The following is a 22,962-nucleotide window of genomic DNA, read 5'->3' as shown; positions in this document are numbered from 1 at the left end:
TCGATGATCCACCGGCGGCCCGAGATGGCCGACGAGTCGTTAGGTTGAACCGTGGCCACCACCCATCTACGCGCCTGCGACGTGCCCGAGCTGCGCCACGAACTGGCCCGCTGGGCGGACGAGAACGTGCGGCGGGCCGAACGCGGCACGGGGGCGGTGCTGACGCACGGGTTCACCGACCCCCGCCTGGTGCGGTCGGCCGTCCGCGGCGCGGAGCTGTACTTCGTCAACGACGACATAACGTGGCTGGCCCGCCGGACCGGAGAGGGCCTGCCCGTCTGCGCGTTCGACGATGACGATCTCCCGGACCCGATGGGGCTTCTCCTGTGGTCCGACGACCCGAGCGCGCACACCACCACGCTCGGGCGGCCCCGGGCCGTGCTATGGTCCCGCGTCACAACGACCCTGCGCGTCCTGGTCCTGGACGACGCCGGGCCCTACCGGCGAACCCTCCAGGAAGCCGGCCGACAGGTCGATCCGGGCTGGGCCCACCAGGTCACCAGCACCCTCGCCGGAGACCTGGCCGTCGCCTTCGGCGCGGCCGTCCCCCTCGGCGTCGAGACCGACTGGGACCAGGTCCGGCGCGCCTGGTCCACGGACAGGAACGGCCACCCCGTCCAGGACCGCTACGGCCAGGGCAACTCCACGCTCAGCAGCATCACCGACGACCAACTGCGCGTGCTGAGGACCCTGCTCGCCACCCTGCTCCTGATCCGCCAGCCGGCCGACGAACGCCGCGGCCTCTGGCAGAGCGAGGACGTCCGGCCGGACACAGCCGCCCGCAAGCGCCTGCGCCAGGCCGGCGCCGAGCACCCGGACGCGCCGGTGCGCTACATCACGCTGCGCCAGTCCGCCCGGCCCGCGGCGGGGACGACCACGGCAGCGAGGACACCGCGGGCCGCATCTACCGGCACCGCTGGTTCGTCAAACCGCACCGCCGCACCTACCCCGACCGGGACCACCCGGCGGGCAGGTCACGCCGCTGGGTCGGCCCCTACCTCGCCACACCGGCCGGCTGCGCGGACGCGCCGATCCTCGGCACCGAGAGAGTCAACGTCCTGCGCCGCTGAACATCGGTGGCCGCGACGCCGACCCCACGCCCGGTCCGGACGCCCGGGGGCCGACCTACCCGACGGCCACGACGGCCATCCCGGGTCGGCGTTCGCGCGGTTCGATCCCCGCTGCGGCCCGAGGAGCACATGGCATGTCGTGTGGATCCGGGACTGCGGCCGGACCGCGGTCAGGCGGTAGGGCCGGAGACCGGGGCCTGGCCGACACGGTAGATCCGGGTGCGCAGCTCGGCCTCGGCCCAGTCCAGGTCGGCCCGTAGGTCGAGCCAGACCTGGTCCTTGCGGTCGCCGGGCTGATCCAGCCGGACGGCCGCCCAGGAGAACGCGCCCTGGAGGATCTCCCGCCTGCGCCCGGGGCTGATGACGGACAGCGCGAACGGCAACGCGATACCGGCCCGCGTGACGATCATGCGGTCCTCGTCGTCCGGTTGCGGGCGGCCTCCGGTGAGGTAGCGCGGAACGTCGGTGACCTTGATCCACTCCAGGGTTGCGCCGGACACCTGCTCGTCCAGGATCCCCGCGATGGAGTCGCGCACCGCGGCGGCGGGCTGTTGGCCTAGCCAGTCCAGCCAGTGCTCGGAGTCCGTGAGCTTGGCGAAGTCGTCCTTGGGCGGCCCGTAGTTCGGATTCTCCACGAACTCCCCGGTCAACTTCCCGTCCTTGTCGACCCGCCAGAACCCCTGGACGGCTTCACCCGGGACGTAGCCGTTCGGGTCGCCGATCAGGTCGGGGTCGATCACGGCCACCGATCCGCCCGGGTTCGCGGCCGCCTCGGCGACGAGCTCGGGCGGAGGCGACTGCGGAACACGGCGCCGCCCTGCCCATATGTTCCTCATGTGCGCAGCCCCTCGTCCGGTCGGTCCGAGGAGGTCGGCACCGCCCCGTCGAGGGCATGTTTCCATGCCCGCCCGAAGCGGACGCCCGGCGGGGCGGCCCGGTCCGGCCGGCGACCTCGCCAGGACAGCCGGCCGGACCGGCACCCCGCAGGCAATGAGGAACCGGGGCCCCCGGAATCCTGCCACGCTCGCCGCCGCCCGGCGTCCACGTTCTGACACACCACCACCGCAACCGGAACGCACGGCCACTGGCCCGGGCCCGCAGCCGTGCCGGTGGGCTGCCTGGCGGCGCCGGCCCGCCTGCGCGTCGAGCCGCCACCGGCGGCAGCACCTGTAGCGGCCGGCTACAACACCCGGCGATCAGCCGCGTCCGCTCGCTGACCGGCCGCTGCCCGCACCACCTTGGACCGGCATGGCTCACCACGCGAGCCGCCGTTGCGGGGCTCGGCCGGCGGGTTTGTCGGCCGAACGGGTGCCGGCCCGCCAGGCGCGGGACGGGCGCCGGCCGGGCCGGGAAAATCGCCGTCATGAGCACCCCGTCGTCCCAGCGACCTGTCCTGCGCACCCGGTTCGGCCCCGTTCCGCGTCTCGCCCCGCCCCGCCCGGGATCGCCGGAGGCGGGGTCCGGGCGGGCGGCGGTGCTGCGGGCGGCGGCCGAGCGCGGGGCCCGGGCCGGGCTGTGGCTGTCCGCGCTCGCCTCGCGCCGCCCCCACTCCGAGGCCGGCGACGCCCTCACCGGCATGGCCGAGGCCACGACGTTCGTGCTGATGGCCTTCGGCCGGCGCCTGGCCGGCCTGACCGACGACGAGCGCACCGTCCTGCTCGCCCACCTCGATCCCTACCTCGGCCCCGCCGGGTCCCTCCTCGCTCCCCTGCAGGGCCAGCACCTCGGTGTCGGGGACCTCACCGCCGCCGTCGCGCTCACCGCGGCGACCCGCACCGCCCTCGCCATGGCCACCACCGGCGACTGGGTCCACGACCTGCCGGCGCTCCTGGAGGTCATCGACCACATCCTCGACCAGGCCGACGCACCCCCGCTCACCGAACACCCCTGACCACCGGCACCCGGGCGGCCACGACCGGCCCGACCGTGCCCGATGGGCCCGGGGCGGTGGCGCGACGGTGTTCCGATAGGTTGGCGCGGCACTGAGAAAGCCGACGACGGTGCCCATGCGGTGAGCAGCACCGCACGGGCACCGTCTGGCACACCGCAGCCCCTGTCCGTTCCGGACCCGGGGCCGGCCCACGGCCGGTGCGCGGTGCGGGCACCTCGTTGGGTGGGAATTTTCCGACAAAGCGCCGGGTATCCGTGGTGGAGGCCGTACATTCGGCTGCTACGAGCGGTGATTGACGATCCGGTAGGAGATGTTGTGGCAACCAGCACGTTCGGTACGGACAGTGGTGTGGGAGCGACGGTCGCCCTGCTGGAGGCGCAGCTGCCCGCCGTGCGCGAGCGGCGCCGCCAGTTGGAGGAGCAGCTCGCGGCCGTGACCGCCCAGGAGAACGCCATGGTCGGGGCGTTGGAAGGGCTCACGGCGCTGGCCGACACGCTGCTCGCGCACCACGGCGCGGACTCCCCCACCGCACCGGAGCCGGAACACACGGCCTCGCCGGCGGAGTCGGAGGCGGATGCCGGCGCCGACCCGGCCGCCGAGCAGGCCACCACCGCCGCGCCCGCGGCGGCAGAGCCTGCCCGTAGGCGGGTCGTGCGCAAGGCCGCGGCCACGGGGAAGAACGCGCCCGTTGCGGCGATCGCCGGCGCGGCCGCGTCGGACACGGCCGAGGCCGTGGCCCGCGTCCGCAAGCCCGCCGCTCGGCGGGCTGCCAAGTCCGCCACCGGTAGGAAGAAGGCGGCGAAGTCCACCGCCGTGCCCACCCCGGAACAGCAGGCCCCAGCCGCCGCCGTGGCCGAGGCATCGGCACGCGCCAAGGCGGCCCCCGCCCGGGCAGCGGCCAAGCGCCCCGCGAAGAAGACGACAGCCGCCGTAGACGACGCTGCGGGGAAGTCCTCCGCGAAGCCCGCGAGGAAGAGCGCCCGGAAGGCGGCGAAGAGCGGCACGTCCTCCGCCGCCCGCGCGAAGGCCGTCACCCTGCCCGCGCAGGCCGGCCCGGCCGACAGCCCGACCGCGACGACCGGGGCACGCCGCACGGAATCCGACCGCCGGCAGAGCCTGACCGACGCGGCCGGCGTCCTCGCGGCGCTCTCCGCGGCCGCCGCGCCGCTGCGGGCCCGCGAGGTGACCACCGCGCTCGGCCTGGACGCCCTCGACTCGAACGTCAACGCCGTCCGCGCCCGCCTGGAACGCCTCACCAAGGCCGGCCAGGCGCAGCGCACCGGACGCGGCCTGTACACCGCCACCGCGACGGTCGGCGCGGCGAACTGATCCTCCGGCGGGGCGCCGGCCCGGTAGTGCGTAGCCGGACCGGCACCCCGCCGTGCGGCGCCTGCGGGTCCGGCGGGCGGGCGGTTCGCGTCGCACCGGGGCCGGCGGGTGTCCTTGGTGCGTCGGTGTTCCCGGGCTGTGCGGGTGGCGCCCGGCGGGGTGAGGTGTGCGTCTCGTGGCCGCCGGGCGCCGCCGGTCAGGTTACCTCGCGGGTCGCTGCCCGGCCGGTGGTGCTCACCGGGGTCCGACGCCGGCGACGTGCCGGGGCCGCGGCGTTCAGCGTGCAAGGGTGACCGTCAGGGGCGTGTCGGAGCACCCGGCGGCCAGCCGGTGCAGGGTCGCCGCCTCGGCGGGGTCGACCGCAAGTCCCCACCGGGTCTTGATCGCGGTCCAGTCGGACACGTAGGTGCACATGTACCCGGCGGCGGGCGGGAGCCAGTCGGTCACGTCCTTGTCGGCCTTGGCCCGGTTGGAGCGGGCGGAGACCGCGATCAGCGCGCGGGGCTCGGCCAGGTCGTTGGCGTAGGCCTCCCGCTCCTTCGCGCTCCACGCGGAGGCTCCCGAGTCCCAGGATTCGGCCAGCGGTACGAGATGGTCGACGTCCAGCTGCTTCGCGTCCCGCAGCACCACGTCGTCGTACGGGGAGAACCACGTCCCGCCCTCCAGGGCGCACTTGGGTCCGACGGCGGGCTGCTCGACGGCCTCGGCGAGCAGCACCTCCTTGCGGGTGTCGCAGCCGTCCTTGTCGGCGTCGATCCAGTGCCGGAACGCGGAGCGCAGGTAGCCGGTGCGGTCCTCGTCCGTGACCGGCAGCGCGTCGATCGCCCCGTACAGCGTCGTGGTGACGCTCTCCCCCGCCGCCCGCCGGCCGGACCCGCCGTGCGCGGCGGCATGGGGGGGCTGGGGCGGCGAGCAGCAGGGCGGCGGCCACGGCGGCGGTGAGGGCGGGGCCAAGGCGCACGGGGGGTCCTTCGGTCGGTCGGCGGGCGGTCGCCCGGACCAACGCCGCGGGCCCGGCCCGGGTAGCGGGTGGTGCGGCCGCCACCACCCGAACGAGTCGTACACGTACCAAAGGACAGGATTGCACCACAGGGCTGCCCGGCTAGGGCTCCCTGCCCCCGCCGGCCTGCTAGGCAGCCCCGCAGCGCCGGATTTCGCCTTCGAAGACGTCGTCGCGGCGGCACTGCATTTCGGTTCGCGGCAGACGGCCGGCATCCGCGAATGTGGGTCCTGGTCCGGATGACGGACCGCCAGCGGCGCGGGGCCACAACTGGCTCCGGCCGCCTTCTACTTACTGGAGTGTCCGTGTTCGCTTTCCCGTGCATGCCCGCCACCGCCCGGGGCCCGCTGCGGCCGCGGCTGCGCCTGCTGCCCTGGTGGCTCGTCGGCCCCGACACCGTCGTGGTGCTGGTGGTCCTGGTCGCCCTGAGCTGCGCCGGCCGGTCCGCCACCGAGGCCTTGACCGCTTTCGCCCTGGGTGCGCTCGATCGCGTCCTGGCCGCCCGGGCCGACACCGCCCGCAAGGGCCCGGAGCCGCGCCGCCTCCCCGGTCGGCGGTGACCCGTGGCCCACGCACCATCCCCGGGCCCCCGCCATCGCGCCCTGGTCAACCACCTGCTGCGGCTCAAGCGCGCCAGCGGCGCCAGCTTCCGCGAACTGGCCCGGCGCACCGAGGAACTGGCCGCGGCCGACGCCTCGGCGGTGGCGCTGTCGGCGTCCACACTCAGCCGGGCCGTGTCCGGCGCCGGCGTCCCCGCGCGGGAGACCGTGGAGATGTTCGCGCTGGCCGCGTCCCCGCCCCTCACGCGTGGGCCCCGGCCGGGGCCTGACCGGGAGCCTGAGGGCGATGTCGTAGCCGCGGGCGAGCAGCACGATGACGATCACGAGGGTGGGCCCGAGGGCGGCCACGGCCTGGCGGCGGCCGGCGGGCAGGGGGATCTGCAGCCGACAGCGCCACCGCCCTGCCCGGCACCCCAGCACGCGGGCGAGCTCCCGGAGTGTGTACGGGAAGCGTGCCGGTTGTGGGAGAGGGCCAGGTTCGAGCGGGCGCCCGGGGCGGGTGCCGGGCGCTACCGGCGCCCGCACCGGGTACGCACGCTCGCGGATCTGGGCGAGGCCCTGTCCCGTATGCGGGCCGGACTGACCTACCGGGACGTCGAGGCCCGCACCGCGCGGGCCGGCCACCGGATCGGCAGGAGCAGGGCCCACGCGATCCTGGCCGGGCTGGCGCTGCCGACCGCCGAGCAGATGGCCGTACTCCTGGCCGTGTTCGGCGTCACCCGGGGTGCGCAGGCGTGGATGGGCGCACGGGAACGGCTGGCCGACCCCGGCCCGACCTCCGCACCCGGCGACGAGTACGGGTACGGGTGCTTCGACGGCCACCCGGAGCTTCTCGCCCAGCAGGACAGACGCGAGAACCACGAGCGGATCAAGGCCCGACTCGGGCCGCCGCCGCGCGAACTCGACCCGTACGAGCAGGAGCTGGCCGACCAGGAGGAGCGCGAGCGCCGCGCCCTGGAGCGGCGGCTGGACGCGTTGGCCGAGGCGCAGGAGATGGACACCGTGCGGGGCGCTGGCGGCGGTCCGGGGAGCGGGCCCGGAGGCTGACCGCCCGGGACCGGCTCACGCCGCCGGTGCCCGCCGGGTCCCCTGTTCTCCGCCGGCTGAGGCCCGTTCAGGCGCCGCCGGAGAACAGGGGCCCGCGGTCGGCCAGCGGGCGGCGGGCCGGTGCGGAGGACTGGGGCTCGTCGGACGGCGGCGGCAGGAACAGGGCCCGGTCGAGCAACGGAAGCGGGCGCGGGCCCGGCACGGCGGGCCGGTCCGAGGCATCGGCGGAGAACACCGGCAGGCCCAGCGGGCGACGATCACTCATGCCCCGGAGTATCGCCGCCCGCCCGCAGGACAAACGCACCGGCCCCCGGACGGTGCCGCGGGCCGCCCGCCCGGCGGCCGGCACCCGGTCCCTTCGCCGCCCGCCACACCCGGGTGACCTCTCGGTCGGTGCCCCGACCGGAGCCGCACCGCCGGGTTGCGGGCGCCCGCCGGACCCCGCGCTCCGGCAGTCCCGCAGGCGGGGACGGGCCGGTCCTTGTCCGGATCGACGGGCATGGGAGGAGCCCCGAGATGCCGCCCGCTCGTGGCCCGCCGGCGCCGCCGCGCGATGGGTGTGCGCGAACGCGGACCGCGCCCGGCCTGGGGACCCCGGCCGTCGAGGCAACGCCCGCCCGGCACCGGCCCCGTGAGCCGCCGGCGGGCAGCCTCGAGCGACCGCGAAGAGCTCCGTTGCCGGACTCCGCGCCGCCGTTTCCCGCCCGGCGGGAACTCGCGCGGGCGACAGCGCGATCGGCTCCATACTGGCCGCCTGCCCCTGCCGAGGAGAAGGACTCCCATGCTCGCGAAGCGTCTTGCCACCGCCGCCACCTGCTGCGCCCTGGTGCTGGGAGCGGGCGGGTGCGGCCACGACAAGGGGGCCCTGTCCTCCGACACCGCCCGGGCCACCTCCTCGCGCAGCGCCACCGCGGGCGGGGACGCCGCCGGGTGCCTGGACCCCGACAGGCTGACCGCCGCCGAGATCGAGAAGCGGGCGCACGACGCGATGGCCTCGCTGTCCTCGGTGAAGGTGAGCGGCAACCTGGTGGTGGAGGGTCAGAAGATGACCCTCGACCTGGCGACCGACACCAAGGGCAACTGCCAGGGCACGATCGGCGTCGCGGACCTGGGCCGGATCGAGATCATCCACACCGGCGGCACCAGCTACCTCAAGCCCGACGCCACCTTCTGGAAGACCATCGCCGGCCAGAACGAGAACCCGAGGGCCGGGGCGATGGCCGCCGAGCTGTTCAAGGGCCGCTACCTGACCGGCGCCAAGGACGACCCGGGGCAGGTGGCCACGGACGGTCTGCGGGTGACGGTGCAGATGGCCACCGGCTCCGGCAAGAGCTACGTGGGGGCCGCGGCCGGGCAGCGGCTGGCGCCGCGCGGTGTGGTCCTGGTCGTGGTGCCCACCCTGGATCTGCTGCTGCAGATGATCGCCTCCTGGCGGAAGGCCGGGCGGTCCGGGGAGATGCACGCCGTGTGCTCCCTGGCCGCCAAGGAGCTGCCGCCCGGGGTGCCGGCCTCCACCAGCGGGCTCGTCATCGCGGACTGGATCTCGACGGCGGCCAAGGGGCGCCGGCCGCTGACGCTGTTCGCCACCTACGCCTCGGCGGGTGCGGTCCGCAACGCCTACGCCTACTGAGCTCAGGCGAAGCAGGAGCTGCTGCCCGAGCTGGCCCTGATGGTCTGTGATGAGGCCCACCGGTCTTCGGGCAGCGTGGAGAAGTCGTGGACCCTGGTCCACGACCAGGCCGCGATCCCGGCCGCCCGCCGCTGCTACATGACCGCCACCCCGCGGATCTGGGCCCCGCCCACCCGGCCGCTCAAGCAGCGCGAGGGCGCCCACCAGCCGCTCCCCGAGGAACTGGCCGTGTCCATGGACGATGTGCGCGTCTACGGCCCCCACGTGTACTCGCTGGGGCTGGCCGAAGCGATCGAAAAATCGCTGTTGGCGCCCTTCGAGGTGGTGGTCCTGGAGCTGCGCGACCCCCTGGCCGACCGCAAGGCCGCCGGGGCGCAGCCGGTGCCCTGGGGTGCCGGGGTGGGTGAGGCCGAGGACGGGAGTGAGGACGAGGTGCCGGCGGAGCGGATCGCGGCGATGCAGGCCGGGCTGGCCAAGACGATCGTGGAGCGCGACCTCAAGCGCACCATCACCTTCCACAGCCGCACGATCGAGGCCCGCTACTTCAGCCCGGATCCACCAGTTGATCGCTGTCGGGATGGTTCCGCAGAACGAAGAGATGCCTTGCGACCTGCGATGATGGGAGTTCTCTAGGCTCCACCACGCACAATCGGCAAGGCATCTCGTAAGTGCAATCCTCTCACGCTGTCTCGGCCGTCTCCGTCGTGTTCGACGAGCCGAATCTGATCGCGGACGCGGGGCTGGTCCCGCTGGTCCGCCTGGCCGAGCGCGCCGGCCTGCCCGCCCTGGTCGGCGACAGGCTGCGCATCGAAGGCACCGGCAGCGGTGCCGGTGCCAATCCGGCCGCGAAGGTGATGACGCTGGTCGCAGCGATGTGCGCCGGGGCCGACTCGATCGACGACACCGACCGGCTCCGGCACGGCGCGACAGAGCGACTGTTCGGCGGGGTGCGCGCGCCGTCCACACTGGGCACCTTCCTGCGCGCCTTCACACACGGACACAACCGCCAACTCCATGCGGTGCAGCGGGACTTCCTCGCCCGCCTGGCCCGCGCCACCCCCCTGCTGCCCGGGGTCGACCAAGTGGCCTTCGTGGACATCGACCCCACCCACCGACGCGTCTACGGTCGCGCCAAGCAGGGCGCCGAGGTCGGACGATTCAAGGGCGTGCGCACCTTGTACCCGATCCTCGCCACCCTCTCCACGCCGTTGGCCCGCCCGGTGATCGCGGCGGTCCGGCTGCGGTGGGGCAAAGCGGCCGACGCCCGCGGAGCCGGGTCCTTCACCGCCGAGGCCCTCGCGGCCACCGGGCAGGCCGGCGCGAGCGGCACGGTGATCGTCCGGGCGGACAGCCAGTTCTACAACGCCGACGTCGTGGCCGCCTGCCGCCGAGCGAACGCCCGCTTCTCCGTGACCGTGCGGATGAACCCGCACGTCGCCGCCGCGATCAGCGCCAACACCGGGTGGTAGCGCCAGGTGGTGAAAAGCTCGCCCTGTCCGGCCGCGCCCTCGGCGTTCAAGCGGCGGACGCGGCGCACGATCAGCCGCGCGGTGGCATGCCCACCAACTGTCGAACTCGGGTTTCAAGACCGGCGAGGGGCTGGCGCTGGGGGCCTGCTGAACAACACCACGGCTCGACGCGCGAAGCTCAGCCCGGAGCAGCTCGGACAACTGGAGGTCCTCGGGGTTGGCTTGTTGACCGCCTGGGCTGCCGATGCGCGAGCCGGCTGCTGTTGGTCGTCCAGGGAGAGTTGGGCACGGGCGGCCACTTTGGGTGTTCAGTCGGCGAGCAGGGTGGTCAGTGCGGCCGCCGGGTCCGGGTCGGCGGGGCCGGCTGGCCACCAGGTGCCCCGGTCTTTGCGGTAGGGGTGCCAGCGTCCGTCGGTGCCGAGTCGTAGTTGGGCGTCGTGGCCGATGACGGTGAGTCGGTTGCGGGTGGTTCGCAGTGCGGGGGGCCGTTCACCGTCCCATGCCTGTTTGATCGTGTCGCGAGCGGTGGCGATCTGCTGGGGTGCGGGTTCCCATGTCTCGTCGAGGATGGGGAGTGCGGATGGGCCGCCGTGGTGCCAGGCCTGTACCGCTCGGGAGAGTTCTTCGGGGGTGCGGCCGCCGCTGTCGGACAGGCGGGCGAGGACGTGCGGTGGGGGCGCGGCTGCGGCGAGCCGGACCAGGTCCTCGTCCACGCTGGGCTCGGTCCTGGCGATGCCGGCCTCGCTCCGGCGGGCGCCCGGGAGGGGCAGGAGTGCGTGGTGGAGCAGGAGGGCCGCGCGGGCGGCGGTGTCGGCGGCGAGGAATTCCAGGGCGGACGGGTCGACGCCGGGCGCGGGGTCGCCCGCGTCGGCGAGGTGCGCGGCCTTTCCGGGTTGCTCGACCGGGGCCGGTGGGGCAGGGATCGGGGGGATCCCGATGCGGGCGGCGGCGAATGCCTCGCGGGCGGACACACCTGGCGGTGCGGCGGGTGGGGCGGCCGTGGGTTCGGTGTTTTCGGCCGCTGCCTGGGCGGCGTTGCGGCGCTGGAGTTCGTCCATGAGTTCGCGCTCGCCGCGTCCGCGCAGCAGGAGCAGGACGAAGGGGTCCTCGTCGAGGAGGCGGGCGACCTGGTAATAGACGGCGGCGGCGTGCTTGCAGGGGTAGCCCCAGTCGGGGCAGGAGCAGTCGGGGGCCGGTTCGCCCTGTTCGGGGAGGAGCCGTACTCCGGCGCGGGCGGCGTCGTCGGCCAGTGCGGTGGGCATGTCGTGGTCGAGGAGGGCTGCGATGTGTCCGGCCTGTCCGGCGGCGGTGTCCAGGAGGAGGTCCCAGTCGCGGTCTGTGAGCTGGGGGATGGTCATGGATGTGCGGTAGGGGGTGCGGCGGCTGCCCTGGACGCGGGCGGACACCCGGCCGGGGGTGACGGTGATCTCGCCGACGTTGCCGGCCCGCGCGTAGGTGCGTCCCCGGGCCAGGCGCCCGGTAGCTGAGCGCTGCGGGCCTTCCAAGGCCTCGACCCAGGCATTGCCCCACCAGGATTCGGCGAACGAGCGGCGTCCCGGGGCTGGCGGCAGCGGGGGGAAGACGCGGGTGCGGCCGTCGTCCGGCTTCCTCGCGCGGCTTGTCGGCTGCTTCACTGAGCGGCTCACCGGGTGCTCACACGCAGCTGGACGAGGTCGGCGAGTTCCGCGTCGCTCAGTTCGGTGAACGCGGCCTCGCCGCCGCTCAGCACGGCGTCGGCGAGCGCCTTCTTGCGTTTCAGCATGTCGGCGATGCGGTCCTCCACGGTGCCTTCCGTGATCATGCGGTGCACCTGCACCGGCTGGGTCTGCCCGATCCGGTACGCCCGGTCGGTGGCCTGGTCCTCGACCGCGGGGTTCCACCACCGGTCGAAGTGGATCACATGCCCGGCGCGGGTCAGGTTCAGGCCGGTCCCGGCCGCCTTCAGGGAGAGCAGGAAGACGGGTACCTTCCCGTCCTGGAAGCGCTGCACCATCTCCTCCCGCTGCTTCACCGGGGTACCGCCGTGCAGGAACTGGACCGGCATCCCGCGCGCCGTCAGGTGCGCCTCGATCAGGCGGGCCATCGCCACGTACTGGGTGAAGACCAGCACCGAGGCGTCCTCGGACAGGATCGTGTCCAGGAGTTCGTCGAGGAGCTCGAGTTTCCCGGACCGGCCAGCAATTTTGCCGCCGGTCTCCTTCAGGTACTGGCCTGGGTGGTTGCAGATCTGCTTCAGGGCGGTCAGCAGCTTGACGACCAGACCGCGCCGGGCGATACCGGTGTTCTGCCCGATCTCGGCCATGGTCTCGCGGACCACCGCCTCGTACAGGGCGATCTGCTCCTTCGTCAGAGCGACCGCACGGTCCGTCTCGGTCTTCGGCGGGAGCTCCGGGGCGATCCCGGGATCGGACTTGCGGCGGCGCAGCAGGAACGGGCGCACGGTGTGGGCGAGCCGGTCGGCGGCGTGGGGGTCCTGGCCGCTTTCCGCGCCGCGGGCGTAGGTGTCGCGGAAGGTCTTGAGGGGGCCGAGCAGGCCGGGGGTGGTCCAGTCGAGGAGGGCCCACAGTTCGGACAGGTTGTTCTCGACCGGGGTGCCGGTGAGGGCGACCTTGGCGCGGGTGGGGATGGTGCGCAGGGCCTTGGCTGTGGCGGAGAAGGGGTTCTTGACGTGCTGCGCCTCGTCCGCGACCAGCAGCCCCCAGACGTCGGCACCGGTGCCGGTGTGGGTGAGGTGTTCGGTGTCCAGGCGCATCGTGGCATAGGTGGTGAGGACGATCTCGCCCGGTGCGAGGCCGTCAAGGGTGCGGGCGGGACCGTGGAAGCGGCGCACGGGTGTGCCGGGAGCGAAGCGCTCGATCTCGCGCTGCCAGTTGCCGAGCAGCGAGGTCGGGCAGATGACCAGTGTCGGACCGGCGGTGGCCGGGGCGGTTTGGCGGTGCAGGTGCAGGGCGATCAGGGTGATGGTCTTGCCCAGCCCCATGTCGTCGGCCAGGCAGGCGCCGAGACCGAGAGAGGTCATCTGGTGCAGCCAGGTCAGACCCCGCAGCTGGTAGTCCCGCAGCGTCGCCCGGAGCGCGGCCGGGGCCTTTAGCGGGGCGCGGCGGGCGGTGGCCTCGGGATCGGCCAGGCGCTCCTTCAGCTCCGCGAGCCAGCCACGGGCGACGACCTCGACCCGTGTCCCGTCGGCCTGTGTACTGCCGGCCAGGACCGCGGCCAGGGCTTCGACGGGAGTGAGGGCGCGTGCTTCACGGTCCCGGGCGCGGCGCAGCGCCTCGGGGTCGATCACCACCCACTGGTCGCGCAGCCTGACCAGGGGGCGCTGGGTTTCGGCGAGGCGGTCGAGTTCGGCCGGGGTGAGCTCGTGGCCGCCGATGGTGAGCTGCCAGCGGAAGGTGAGGAGGGTGTCGGCATCCAGCAGGGAGGGGAGGTCGGAGCCGGCCCGCTCGGCGGGTTCGATGACCGCGTGGGCGAGGAGGTCGCGGGCCAGTTCCTTGGGCCAGTGGACCTGGATACCGGCCGCGGCCAGGTCGGTGGCGGCCTCACCCAGGAGGTCCTGCACCTCGGTGTCGGACAGGTCCAGCCCTGTCGGGGCGGCGGCGGTCAGCAGGCGGCCCAGCGGTGGCCAGGCGCGGGCGGCGCGGCGCAGGGCCAGCAGGGTGTCGATCTTCGCCCGGGGGCCGAAGGCGTGTGCGGCCGGGGAGCGGCCCGTCCAGATGTCCGCGGCATCCGCGACCAGCGCAGCCTCGCCCAGGCTGTGCAGCTGGACGACGGCCCGGAACAAACCGTCCCCGGTCCCGCCGCCCCAGAAGTCGTCACCGGCGGCCGGGCCATCCGGGGCGTGCTGGTCGTCGATGTCGTCCCAGTCGTCCTCGCCGTCCTGAAGGGCGGTCAGGGACGGGAATTCCAGGCGTAGGGACAGGCGTACGCCGGCATCCAGCCCGGCGGCCACCTGGGCCGTCCAGGCGCGCTGGTGGGGGACGTGCTGCGGTGCCCTGGCCGCCCACGCCGTACCGCCGGCGGCCAGGTGCGCGGCGGGAGTACGCGGCAGCGCGTCGGCGATCGCGTCGAGGAAAGCCCGCAGCAGAGGCTCGGCCGCCGGCAACTGCAGCGGTGCCGGGCCGGGCAGCGGATGCGCCCGCGCCTCGGGCGGCATCGCCGCCGCCAACTCCCGCACCCGCAGGATGTCGTCCGGGTCGTACGGCCCGATACGCCAGGCGTCGAACCCCTGCGGGCTGACCCCGGGCAGGAGCCGGCCACGGGACAGCAGCTGCAGTGCGAGGACGGCCGCCGCACCCCAGAACGCGGCCGCCGGATCAGCACCCGGCATCCGGCGTGCAAGGCCGAGAGGCGCCAGCGCCTGCAGAAGCGGCACGACCGTGGCCGGGACCTCCCTGCGGCGCACCGAAGAGCCGTGCGGCCGCACCACCGTGAGCCGGCCGTCCGCACCCGGCGGGGAGGCGGGCGAGACGGAGGCATCGGTATGGCAGAACGCCATCCGGCCCAGCCGGGGCGGATCCGCAGGCAGGAACACCGCGGCGCAGCCGGCCAGCTCCGCAAACCGGTCAGGAGTCACGGCCGCCGACACCACGCCCGGGACCCGGTCGCCGGGGATACCGCGGTCGGGAACGGACTCGTCGGGGACCTCGATGACACGCAGGACACTTGCCACGAACGGAAAACCACTCTCGAGACGACTGCACGACCGAGGGCAGGCCGCGCACCGAGCGTAGCGAAAACAGAACCCGCAGGCAGGGCGGTCGGCCCAATTCCCCAGGCCCGGGCCGCTGCCCCTCCCGATACCGGCGGGCCCGATACCCGCGCCGGTCTGGCACACAGGAACTCCTTGCCCCGGTCAACGCGTACCAGGGACGGCAGGCCCCCGATCAGGCCGTGGGAGCCGGTCCGAGTGATCGCGATCCGCCGGGCGGCCAGCACCGCGTCCCGGGACGGTGCGTGTGGGGTGACGGCCACCCCGGTGATCGCGGCGGGTGGCGCAGTCAATGAACCAGGTGACCCACGGACACGCCAACTCCCCCTCCACGTCGACCTGTACGGGAACCCGTTTGTGGTCGCCCTCCCAGCAGGCGTTGCGCCAGGTCGGCGGCCGGCGCCCGAAGACATCGTGGACACGGCGCGCCTTCTCCCCACCACGGAGTCCGGCCCGGGTGCCCGGCCGACAAGTCCCGGGCAACCGCCCGCTGGAGCGTGCGCAGCGACGGAGGAGCCGGCAGCGACGGCTCGGCTGCCGCACGGCGCGGCCAACTCTCCGGTGCACCGCCGCCGTGTTCCCACCCCACAGGGCCAGAAGATGCCGGACCGCTGGAGCAAGGGTGAAACGCCCGGCAGGAACAGGAGTTGCACATCCGAAACTCCTCGCAGCGGCCAACCACCGCCACACCGTGCACTCCCCCACCCCCACCGCGGACGCGACCAGGCGTACATGTGCGCCGAGAGCGGCTCACCACGCGCGTCGAGAGCGAAGAGACGCGCAACCGCGACCCGGCGGGCCCGATCACGCCCGAAAACAGCTCGTTCGTCCACACCTCATCAGTGACACGCCACCACCGGCCACGACACCGAAGTAGAAACAGGACCTCAACCACTGCCAGAACACTGACGCCCCACCACTGCCACTCCCCCGACGCGCACCAGAATTCGGCTGTACGGAATTCCTGTCGCAGGGCTACAGGGCCTGGACTCGGAGAATGTAGACGCGTTCGTCGCGCGGGATAATCATGTACCAGAAAATGCCGTCGTCGACGTCGGCGGTTTTCATTCTTTCGCCTGGTCCCCGGTAGGTGGTGCCGTCCAGGTAGAGCGCTGCGGCGGCGCGTACGATCTCGTCGGCCTTCTTCTCGATCTGGGCCACGAAGGCGAGCGGTGCGCCGGCCACGACGCCTGCCTCGTCCGGGTTGTATTCCCAGCACCAGCTCACCCGCGCACCGCTTCAGCGGCGGCGGTCACGATGGCTCCAGCGAGGGCGGCCTGCCGCCTGCGCTCTTCCGGCGCCTTGGCGTGGGTGGCGAGGTACTCGGCACGGTGCAGCTCGGAGAGCGTCTCCGGGTGCCGCGCGATCTCGACGTCCACCGCCCACTTCGTGGTGAAGCGCAGCAGGGGCTTGAGGCTCTGGCGCTCTACCGCCTCCGTCATGGCCTGGGCCTGGTCGGCGGTCATCTCGGCCAGCCGGTGTGGGAGGAGGGCCGCGACGGCCTCATACAGGGCCAGGGGTGTCCGGGCGGGCTGCGGGATCAGCTCGGGACCGTGTATCGGCTGAGCGCTCACTTGGGTTCCTCCTTCGGCTGCCGGACACCGTACGGCAGCGGGGCACCGCTCCGTGGAAAGGTGGCCGGGGGTGGGCTTACAGGTCGATCATCATCCGCAGGTAGGTGCGGATGTCGTCGGCTTCCTTGTCGGTGACGGTGCCGAGGGGTCGGCTGCCGATGAGGCGCTGCTCGGAGATGGTGCGGACGCCGTCGGTCAGGGCCCAGCTGGGGCGGTTGAGGCCGGACTGGGTGGAGGTGACGGGCACGTGGTGGGGCAGGCCGCGGTCGGCGGTGGCGAGGGGCGCCACGATGGCCATGGCGGTCGGGAAGCGGGCGAACAGGGGGCTGGAGACGACCACGACGGGACGGCGGCCGGCCTGCTCGGAGGCGGTGACCGGGGAGAGGTCGGCCATCCAGACCTGCCAGGGGGCGGACTTGCGGCTCACGCCTCACCGCCCAGGCCGTCACCGGCCACGGCGTCCCACTCGTCCAGCTCGTTCTGGCAGTCGGTCCAGGCCGTCTGGACGGCCTCCAGGCGGGCATAGGCGGCCAGGATCTGGGCCTTGCGGTGCTCGGTCAGCAGGTGCTCGAGTGCGGTGCCCAGGGTCACCCCGCCGAGGTCGTCGGCCGCCAGACGCGCGAGCTCGTCGCGGACCTCGGCCTTCACTTTTATCGTGGTCAGCGCCATATCAGTCAGGATACCTGGAGGTATTCCGTTTGGTATGCGGCGTGGGATGAGCACTGGGTACAGCCCCGGACCGATCCCGCCGCGCGGCCACCATCCGACGGGCGCAACAAGGGAGAAGGCGCAGCACAGGCGGCGGTCCCAGTCGATCGACGCCACTGTCCGCCTCCCCATCCTCGCCGGGCAGGGCGCAGCAGTGCGGGCCCGGTTGCCATGGCCGCCGCTTCGGACAGGCTCGTTACTTTGCGTTGCTACTTGACTACATTGAGGAGTATTCGATGGGCGGATCTGTCGTCCGGCAGCCGCCCCGCACATCTGGAGGCATACGTGGCCGTCACCAACCTCACCGTCCTGGAGGGCACCGAGCCGGTACCGCCCGGCTGGTCCAAGATCAACGTCGCCCTGAACGCAGGAGCCGGCGGCGCGTTCGGTCCGGTGGCCTCCGACCCGACCGTCTCCCGCTTGGTCGACACCCTCGCAGGGGCAGGGCCCCGCGCACTTGGGGGCGATCCGGCGGGCACGGGCCGAAGTCCGCGATCGGGTCTGGCGGTTGGCCGGCGAGGCGGCCCCGGACGCGGGCGGCGAGGTGATCGTGGACATCGACGGAGTGCTGGTCCTCGCGCACTCCGAGAAGCAGGACGCGGCCAGGACCTGGAAGAAGACGTTCGGCCATCACCCGCTGTTCGCATTCGTCGACCACGGCCGCGAGGGCTCCGGAGAGCCGGTCGCCGGGCTGCTGCGGCCGGGGAACGCGGGCAGCAACACGGCCGCCGACCACATCGAAGCGGCCCGGACGGCGCTGGCCCAGTTGCCGAAGAGGTACCGGCGCGGACGCCGCACCCTGATCCGCACCGACTCTGCCGGCGGCACCCACGACTTCCTCGACTGGCTCACCGCACGCGGCCGCTGGCTGTCCTACTCGGTCGGGATGACAATCACCGACGCCATCCACCAGGCCGTGCTGAAGATCCCGGCCACGGCCTGGACCCCGGCTGTCGAACCCGGTGGCGATGTCCGCGACGGCGCCTGGGTCGCCGAACTCGCCGGCGATGTCCTCAAAGGCTGGCCGAAGGGGATGCGGCTCATCGTCCGCAAGGAACGGCCCCACCCCGGAGCCCAGTTGCGCTTCACCGACGCCGACGGCATGCGCCTGGCCTGCTTCGCCACCAACACCACCGGCACTCCGATCGCGCGCCTGGAGCTGCGGCACCGCCAGCGCGCCCGCGCCGAGGACCGCATCCGCGCCGCCCGCGACACAGGCCTGCGCAACCTGCCCCTGCACCAGGCGGCCCAGAACCAGGTCTGGCTGGAGGTCGTCCAGCTCGCGCTCGACCTACTCGCCTGGATGCCCATGCTCGCGCTGACCGGCGACACTCGTCGGTGGGAGCCCAAGCGCATTCGGCTGCGGCTCTTCTCCGCCGCCGCCCAACTCGTCACCACCGGCCGCCGCCACTACCTCCGCCTGGCCCGCCACTGGCCCTGGACCGACACGATCACCAGCGCGTTCGCCCGCCTGCACGCCCTGCCGGACCAGGGCTTCGGCGTAGTCGCAGGGCGTCCGATTCGTGATGGTCTGTCAGCTCGGCGAGGCCCCTGAAAACATGGCAGGCACGGCTTCCAAGATCATGGAGTTCTCGACGCCCCGTGATCCGAGTGGAAGACCGTGCCTGCCGACGCAACATCGCCGATCCCACCTGCTCTTGACCAGCTCCGCGAGCAGCCCGAGGCCGCGCCCGAGGAGGTCCCGGGCCTGCTGGAGCGGCTGGCGGAGGTGCCAGACCCTCGTGATCCGCGCGGAGTACGTCACGCCCTGGTCGTCGTGCTCGCGCTGACCGCGTGCGCGGTACTCGCCGGAGCCACGTCACTGCTCGCAGTCGGCGAGTGGATCGCCGACGCCCCCGTGCACGTGCTGGAGCAGGTCGGACTGCGCCCCGACCCGCTGCTCCCCAAGCGGCTCCTACCTGCCGAAACGACCGTTCGGCGGCTGCTGGCCAGGATCGACGGCGACGCACTTGACCGCTCGGTCGGCCGCTGGCTCGCCGACCGCCGCCGAGAGGCCGCCGGTGATGCCGGGCTACGCGGGCTGGCCGTGGACGGAAAGAGCCTGCGCGGCGTGGCCAGGGCCAAGGGCCGCAAGATCCACCTGCTCGCCGCCCTCGACCACACCACCGGCCTGGTCCTGGCCCAGCTGGACGTGCAGGAGAAGACGAACGAGATCACCTGCTTCCAGCCGCTGCTGGAGGCGGTCGCCGATCTCGCCGGTGTGGTCATCACCAGCGACGCGATGCACACCCAGCGAGAGCACGCCGCCTACCTTCTGGACCGGGAAGCGCACTACATCGTGATCGCCAAGGGCAACCAGAAGAAGCTGCGCAAGCAGCTCGAGTCCCTTCCCTGGCGCGAGATCCCGCTCCAGGATCGCACCACAGGCACCGGCCACGGACGCTCCGAGGTCCGCCGGATCAAGGTGGCCACCGTCAACAACCTCCTCTTCCCCGGCGCCCGGCAAGCCGTCCAGCTCAAGCGCCGCCGCACCAACCGCAAGACCGGCAAGACCACCATCATGACCGTCTACGCGGTCACCAGCCTGACCGCCGAACAGGCCACTCCCGCCCAGCTCGCGCGGTTGATCCGCGACCACTGGAAGGTCGAGGCCCTGCACCACGTCAGAGACACAACGTTCGCCGAGGATGCCTCCCAGCTGCGGACCGGCAACCGGCAACCCGGCGCGTACGCCGGGCGGTGAGCTTGTCCAGCTCCTTCTCCGCAGCCGCCATGGTCTTCTCGGCGGCCGTGATCTCGGTGCAGCTCGCGAAGAGAGGCGAGCTCGGCGGTGTACGTCTTACGGTCCATCAGCGGGTCACTCCCCCTTCGAAGACTCGATGGCCTGCTTGAGCTCCGCGGCAACACGGATCGTGCCCTGATCGCGCCGGAACGCGGTCCTCAGCTCGTCCAGCGCACCCAGCACCGCCCGGTCGGGCTCGCTGACGGCGGTTTCGGGGGCAAGTCCGTCGGCTTGACGGAGCACTTCCTGCACCGTCGTCAGCAACGCCTCGACCTGGTTGGTCGCCTGGGCCTGGGCCATGGCCATCACCGCGATGTAGAGCCGGGCCAGCAGTGGACTGCGCTCGTCCGAGGACCGCATCGCCAGCGCCATGGTGTGGCGGACCAGGCTGGTGACCGCCAGGCGCAGCGGGGTCTGGCCATCGGCGTTGCGGCTGCCGGGCCCGTAGTACGGGGTGATGGTGACCACCGGTCCGTTCGCACGGACCTGACGGGACAGCACGGCCTGTGACAGGCCGACCTCCGGCGCGATCACCGACCACTTCATGTCCCGGCCTCGACAGTCCCAGACCGCCGCCTGCAGCGCCCAGCCCGCGTACGGCTGGATCAGCAGCGCGAGGGCCTTCGCCTGCTCCAGCGGGTCCTCCAGAGCCTGGGCGCGCTGCGCCTCCTCGGCAATCCGCCCGAGCAGAAACCGCGTATGGCTCGGCCCTTCGCTCAGCAGCTCGAGGTCTTCGTCGTCCACCATCTTCCGCACCTCCTCGTCTAACTTTAAAGTCGATATTCAAGTATTGCCTCAGAGTATCACCCTGGGTGTGCGACTCACCACCGCTTCACCCGTGGGGAGGAACGGCACGGAAGGCGGCTCCGCCTCTCCAGGGCCGGGCAAGCCCGGGCATGCAACGACCTGGGCTCTGGCCGCCGTGATGGCAGCCAGAGCCCAGGTCGCAGATGTCAAAGGGCGTCAGAAAGCGCCCGTCACCCTCCCTGCCGAAAGCGCATGCGGATCGCGAAAACCGGCTGCGACCTCGTAGTGGCGGGCGGGCACCGTGTTCGGACCGCGCCGGACGTAGAACTCCAGGCGCTGGCCGTTGCAGTAGGCGTGCATCTGGCCACCGGCCGAAACCTCGATCGCCAGCACCTTCTTCCCCTCGTGGTCAATCACGCGGGTGGTATAGGGCGGCTCGGGTTCCAGGCTGTCCCTGATGATGCTCGCGACCTGGAGAAGCTGCTCGTCGACACTCCGGCTCCCGGGAAGGCCGACGATCTCCAAGTCGTCCTGCACCCCGATCAGAACGGTGCCGCCGTCCTGCGAGGCAAAGGCCGCGATGGTCTTGAGCATCTTCCTGCGGGACTCGCCGGCCGCCGGGATCTCCCGCTTGCACTCCAGGTGCTGTCCCTCGCCGGTGGCCAGGAGAACGTCCAGCTCCAGCCCCGGCTGCTCCCAGACCACCGAGGCGTCGCGGGCGCGGCCGTACAGCGGAGCGGGGAAAGTGCGCATGTCCAACCACTCGCCTTCCCGGCGCAGCATCAGCAGGGTGGGTTCTGGATCACTTTCCGTGCTGATATGACTGATCGTCACCGAGCGGGCCGGGAGCGGGTGCCGGTCACGCGGCGAGGAGCACGCGCTTGCGCAGGAGGTCCAGGCCCCCGCGACCGAACATCTGCCGCTTCAGCATCTTGATCCGGTTCACCTGCCCCTCCACCGCCCCCGAGCTGAACGGCAAACTCAACCCCGCCACCACCGCCCCAAGATCAGAACCGATCCCGTTCACGAACGACACCAACGACTTGTGATCACTTTCGATGATCTCCGACTGGGACGGCGCCATGTACGTGATGATCAATGGCCGTGAACGACGTGGATGCCGAGAAAGTCCTGTTCCCGGACCTGGACAACCTGGAGATAGCGAACATCGAGATCGGCGGCGATACCGTGACCGTCGCTGCCTGCGCGTGTGCGCCCGAGGCGCTCTGCCCGGCCTGCGGTGCCAGATCACGTCGGGTCCACAGCCGCTACGAGCGCCGGTTGGCGGACTCGGCAGTCGGTGGCCGACGGGTGGTCGTGAAGCTGCAGGTCCGGCGCTTCCGCTGCCCCGCGACGTCGTGCCCCCGCGCGACGTTCGTCGAGCAGGTCGCAGGCCTCACCTTCCGCCACGGGCGGCGGAGCCTGCGGCTGCACACGATCCTGCAGGCGGTGGCGCTGATGCTGGCCGGCCGAGCCGGCGCCAGACTGTCCGACGTCCTCAGCTCGAAGGTCAGCCGCTCGACCCTGCTGCGGCTGATCCGCGCGATGCCCGACCCGCAGACAACGACACCACGAGTGCTCGGAGTTGACGACTTCGCCCTGCGCAAGGGCCACGTATACGGCACCGTGCTGATCAACATCGAGACCCGCCGTCCCGTCGACCTGCTGCCCGACCGTGAGGCCGCCACCCTCGCCCGCTGGCTGACCGAGCACCCTGGCGTTGAGGTCATCTGCCGCGACCGCGCCACTACCTACGCCGAAGGCGCCCGCCTCGGTGCGCCGAACGCGGTCCAGGTCGCTGACCGCTGGCACCTGTTCCACAACCTCACCGAAGCCGTGGAACGCTGCGTCACCCGGCACTCCACCCAGCTGCGCGAACCCGCCTACGTCCCCACCTCCGAGGAATCCGCGGCGGCCCTCGCCGAACTGGGGAAGATCACCGCGACGGCGAAGGCAGACCGGGGCGCCCACCGATACGCGGACCGCACCCGCGAGCGGCACCAGGCCGTGCACACCCTCCTCGACCAGGGCCTGTCCCGGCGGGAGATCAGCCGCCGACTGGGCTTGGCCCGCGGCACAGTGCGCAGGTTCGCCCACGCCGCCGCCCCCGAAGAACTCGTGGTCGGCAAGTGGCAGGGCCGCACCAGCGTCCTGGACGACTTCAAGCCCTACCTCCACCAGCGATGGCAGGAAGGCTGCACCACCGCGAAGACGCTCTTCGACGAGATCAAGGCCGCCGGCTACACCGGCGGCCTGACGGTCCTGCGCGACTACCTGCGACCACTGCGATCCGGTGCCCAGCCGCAGGACCGCTCCACCCGGCCGCCCTCGGTCCGTGATGTGACCAGCTGGATAACCCGCCACCCCGACAGCCTCAGCACTGACGAGACCCTCAAGCTCAAGGGAATCCTCGCCCGCTGCCCCCAGCTCGACGCCACCGCCGACCACGTCCGGACCTTCGCCGAGATGATGACCGCCCGCACCGG

22 protein-coding genes and 1 pseudogene are annotated in these 22,962 nt (G+C 72.6%); 11 read left to right on the top strand and 12 right to left on the bottom strand.

Annotated elements, in window-relative coordinates; translation table 11 throughout:
• The first annotated feature begins 51 nt into the window (after positions 1-51).
• Positions 52-1,251: a hypothetical protein gene (locus ACIOFR_RS34610; RefSeq protein ID WP_401003543.1), complete on the top strand. Its 1,200-nt coding sequence runs from the start codon at positions 52-54 to the stop codon at positions 1,249-1,251.
• Here ACIOFR_RS34610 and ACIOFR_RS34605 read toward each other — a convergent pair.
• Positions 1,241-1,906 carry a hypothetical protein gene (locus ACIOFR_RS34605; RefSeq protein WP_401003541.1) on the bottom strand — a complete coding sequence of 222 codons (666 nt, stop codon included), beginning with the start codon at positions 1,904-1,906 and terminating at the stop codon, positions 1,241-1,243. The two genes, ACIOFR_RS34610 and ACIOFR_RS34605, sit on opposite strands and share 11 nt — an antisense overlap.
• A gap of 527 nt (positions 1,907-2,433) precedes the next feature.
• Between ACIOFR_RS34605 and ACIOFR_RS34600 the strand changes: the two genes are divergently transcribed.
• The gene (locus ACIOFR_RS34600) at positions 2,434-2,961 is read left to right on the top strand and encodes a hypothetical protein (protein WP_401003539.1); all 528 of its coding nucleotides are present in this window, start codon (positions 2,434-2,436) and stop codon (positions 2,959-2,961) included.
• A 315-nt stretch (positions 2,962-3,276) separates the two neighbouring features.
• Positions 3,277-4,290: a hypothetical protein gene (locus tag ACIOFR_RS34595; RefSeq protein WP_401003538.1), complete on the top strand. Its 1,014-nt coding sequence runs from the start codon at positions 3,277-3,279 to the stop codon at positions 4,288-4,290.
• A 276-nt stretch (positions 4,291-4,566) separates the two neighbouring features.
• Here the strand turns inward: ACIOFR_RS34595 and ACIOFR_RS34590 are convergent, their stop codons facing one another.
• Complete coding sequence (locus tag ACIOFR_RS34590; RefSeq protein ID WP_401003536.1) at positions 4,567-5,244, bottom strand: HNH endonuclease family protein; 678 nt, start codon at positions 5,242-5,244, stop codon at positions 4,567-4,569.
• A gap of 345 nt (positions 5,245-5,589) precedes the next feature.
• On the opposite strand from ACIOFR_RS34590, the gene ACIOFR_RS34585 reads away from it, so the two are divergent.
• Positions 5,590-5,850, top strand: coding sequence for a hypothetical protein (locus ACIOFR_RS34585; protein WP_401003535.1), 261 nt, complete (start codon positions 5,590-5,592; stop codon positions 5,848-5,850).
• A gap of 3 nt (positions 5,851-5,853) precedes the next feature.
• The gene (locus tag ACIOFR_RS34580) at positions 5,854-6,897 is read left to right on the top strand and encodes a hypothetical protein (protein WP_401003533.1); all 1,044 of its coding nucleotides are present in this window, start codon (positions 5,854-5,856) and stop codon (positions 6,895-6,897) included.
• Positions 6,898-6,964: 67 nt separating this feature from the next.
• Here ACIOFR_RS34580 and ACIOFR_RS34575 read toward each other — a convergent pair whose 3' ends face one another.
• Positions 6,965-7,162: a hypothetical protein gene (locus ACIOFR_RS34575; protein ID WP_401003531.1), complete on the bottom strand. Its 198-nt coding sequence runs from the start codon at positions 7,160-7,162 to the stop codon at positions 6,965-6,967.
• A gap of 516 nt (positions 7,163-7,678) precedes the next feature.
• Between ACIOFR_RS34575 and ACIOFR_RS34570 the strand changes: the two genes are divergently transcribed.
• From ACIOFR_RS34570 to ACIOFR_RS34560, 3 genes are all read left to right on the top strand, one after another.
• Complete coding sequence (locus ACIOFR_RS34570; RefSeq protein ID WP_401003529.1) at positions 7,679-8,527, top strand: DEAD/DEAH box helicase family protein; 849 nt, start codon at positions 7,679-7,681, stop codon at positions 8,525-8,527.
• Positions 8,528-8,602: 75 nt separating this feature from the next.
• Positions 8,603-9,160: a hypothetical protein gene (locus tag ACIOFR_RS34565; protein WP_401003527.1), complete on the top strand. Its 558-nt coding sequence runs from the start codon at positions 8,603-8,605 to the stop codon at positions 9,158-9,160.
• Positions 9,161-9,195: 35 nt separating this feature from the next.
• Complete coding sequence (locus tag ACIOFR_RS34560) at positions 9,196-9,996, top strand: transposase (protein ID WP_401003525.1); 801 nt, start codon at positions 9,196-9,198, stop codon at positions 9,994-9,996.
• 308 nt (positions 9,997-10,304) lie between these two features.
• Here ACIOFR_RS34560 and ACIOFR_RS34555 read toward each other — a convergent pair whose 3' ends face one another.
• The 6 genes from ACIOFR_RS34555 to ACIOFR_RS34530 all read right to left on the bottom strand — a co-directional run bounded on the left by ACIOFR_RS34555 (position 10,305) and on the right by ACIOFR_RS34530 (position 16,947).
• A complete protein-coding gene (locus tag ACIOFR_RS34555; protein WP_401003523.1) occupies positions 10,305-11,630 on the bottom strand; it encodes an SWIM zinc finger family protein in 1,326 nt (441 codons plus the stop codon).
• Between the two features lie 8 nt (positions 11,631-11,638).
• Entirely contained in the window at positions 11,639-14,323 is a 2,685-nt protein-coding gene (locus tag ACIOFR_RS34550; protein WP_401003521.1) for an SNF2-related protein, read from the bottom strand.
• Positions 14,324-15,679: 1,356 nt separating this feature from the next.
• Entirely contained in the window at positions 15,680-15,931 is a 252-nt protein-coding gene (locus ACIOFR_RS34545) for a hypothetical protein (protein ID WP_401003519.1), read from the bottom strand.
• The gene (locus ACIOFR_RS34540; RefSeq protein WP_401003517.1) at positions 15,928-16,278 is read right to left on the bottom strand and encodes a hypothetical protein; all 351 of its coding nucleotides are present in this window, start codon (positions 16,276-16,278) and stop codon (positions 15,928-15,930) included. The genes ACIOFR_RS34545 and ACIOFR_RS34540 overlap by 4 nt, the downstream gene beginning before the upstream one ends.
• 76 nt (positions 16,279-16,354) lie before the next feature.
• Positions 16,355-16,705 (bottom strand): type II toxin-antitoxin system PemK/MazF family toxin, encoded by a 351-nt coding sequence (locus tag ACIOFR_RS34535; RefSeq protein ID WP_401003515.1) that lies wholly within the window; start codon positions 16,703-16,705, stop codon positions 16,355-16,357.
• A complete protein-coding gene (locus tag ACIOFR_RS34530; RefSeq protein ID WP_401003513.1) occupies positions 16,702-16,947 on the bottom strand; it encodes a hypothetical protein in 246 nt (81 codons plus the stop codon). The genes ACIOFR_RS34535 and ACIOFR_RS34530 overlap by 4 nt, the downstream gene beginning before the upstream one ends.
• A gap of 390 nt (positions 16,948-17,337) precedes the next feature.
• On the opposite strand from ACIOFR_RS34530, the pseudogene ACIOFR_RS34525 reads away from it, so the two are divergent.
• Positions 17,338-18,481: pseudogene (locus tag ACIOFR_RS34525) on the top strand (IS1380 family transposase); the annotation flags it as partial.
• Between the two features lie 126 nt (positions 18,482-18,607).
• Positions 18,608-19,690: an ISAs1 family transposase gene (locus ACIOFR_RS34520; RefSeq protein WP_401003511.1), complete on the top strand. Its 1,083-nt coding sequence runs from the start codon at positions 18,608-18,610 to the stop codon at positions 19,688-19,690.
• Between the two features lie 114 nt (positions 19,691-19,804).
• Here ACIOFR_RS34520 and ACIOFR_RS34515 read toward each other — a convergent pair whose 3' ends face one another.
• The 3 genes from ACIOFR_RS34515 to ACIOFR_RS34505 all read right to left on the bottom strand — a co-directional run bounded on the left by ACIOFR_RS34515 (position 19,805) and on the right by ACIOFR_RS34505 (position 21,560).
• Positions 19,805-20,476: a hypothetical protein gene (locus tag ACIOFR_RS34515; protein ID WP_401003509.1), complete on the bottom strand. Its 672-nt coding sequence runs from the start codon at positions 20,474-20,476 to the stop codon at positions 19,805-19,807.
• A gap of 216 nt (positions 20,477-20,692) precedes the next feature.
• Positions 20,693-21,310: a helix-turn-helix domain-containing protein gene (locus tag ACIOFR_RS34510; RefSeq protein WP_401003507.1), complete on the bottom strand. Its 618-nt coding sequence runs from the start codon at positions 21,308-21,310 to the stop codon at positions 20,693-20,695.
• Positions 21,311-21,335: 25 nt separating this feature from the next.
• Positions 21,336-21,560, bottom strand: coding sequence for a hypothetical protein (locus tag ACIOFR_RS34505; RefSeq protein WP_401003602.1), 225 nt, complete (start codon positions 21,558-21,560; stop codon positions 21,336-21,338).
• A gap of 20 nt (positions 21,561-21,580) precedes the next feature.
• On the opposite strand from ACIOFR_RS34505, the gene ACIOFR_RS34500 reads away from it, so the two are divergent.
• Positions 21,581-22,962: ISL3 family transposase (locus ACIOFR_RS34500; RefSeq protein ID WP_401003505.1), on the top strand; the 1,382-nt coding region annotated here is incomplete at its 3' end.

The sequence above is a fragment of the Kitasatospora sp. NPDC088346 genome, from assembly GCF_044740765.1.
Classification (GTDB): Bacteria; Actinomycetota; Actinomycetes; order Streptomycetales; family Streptomycetaceae; genus Kitasatospora.
The sequence above is the reverse complement of the archived record's forward strand: the minus strand, read 5'-3'. Positions and strand labels throughout refer to the sequence as shown.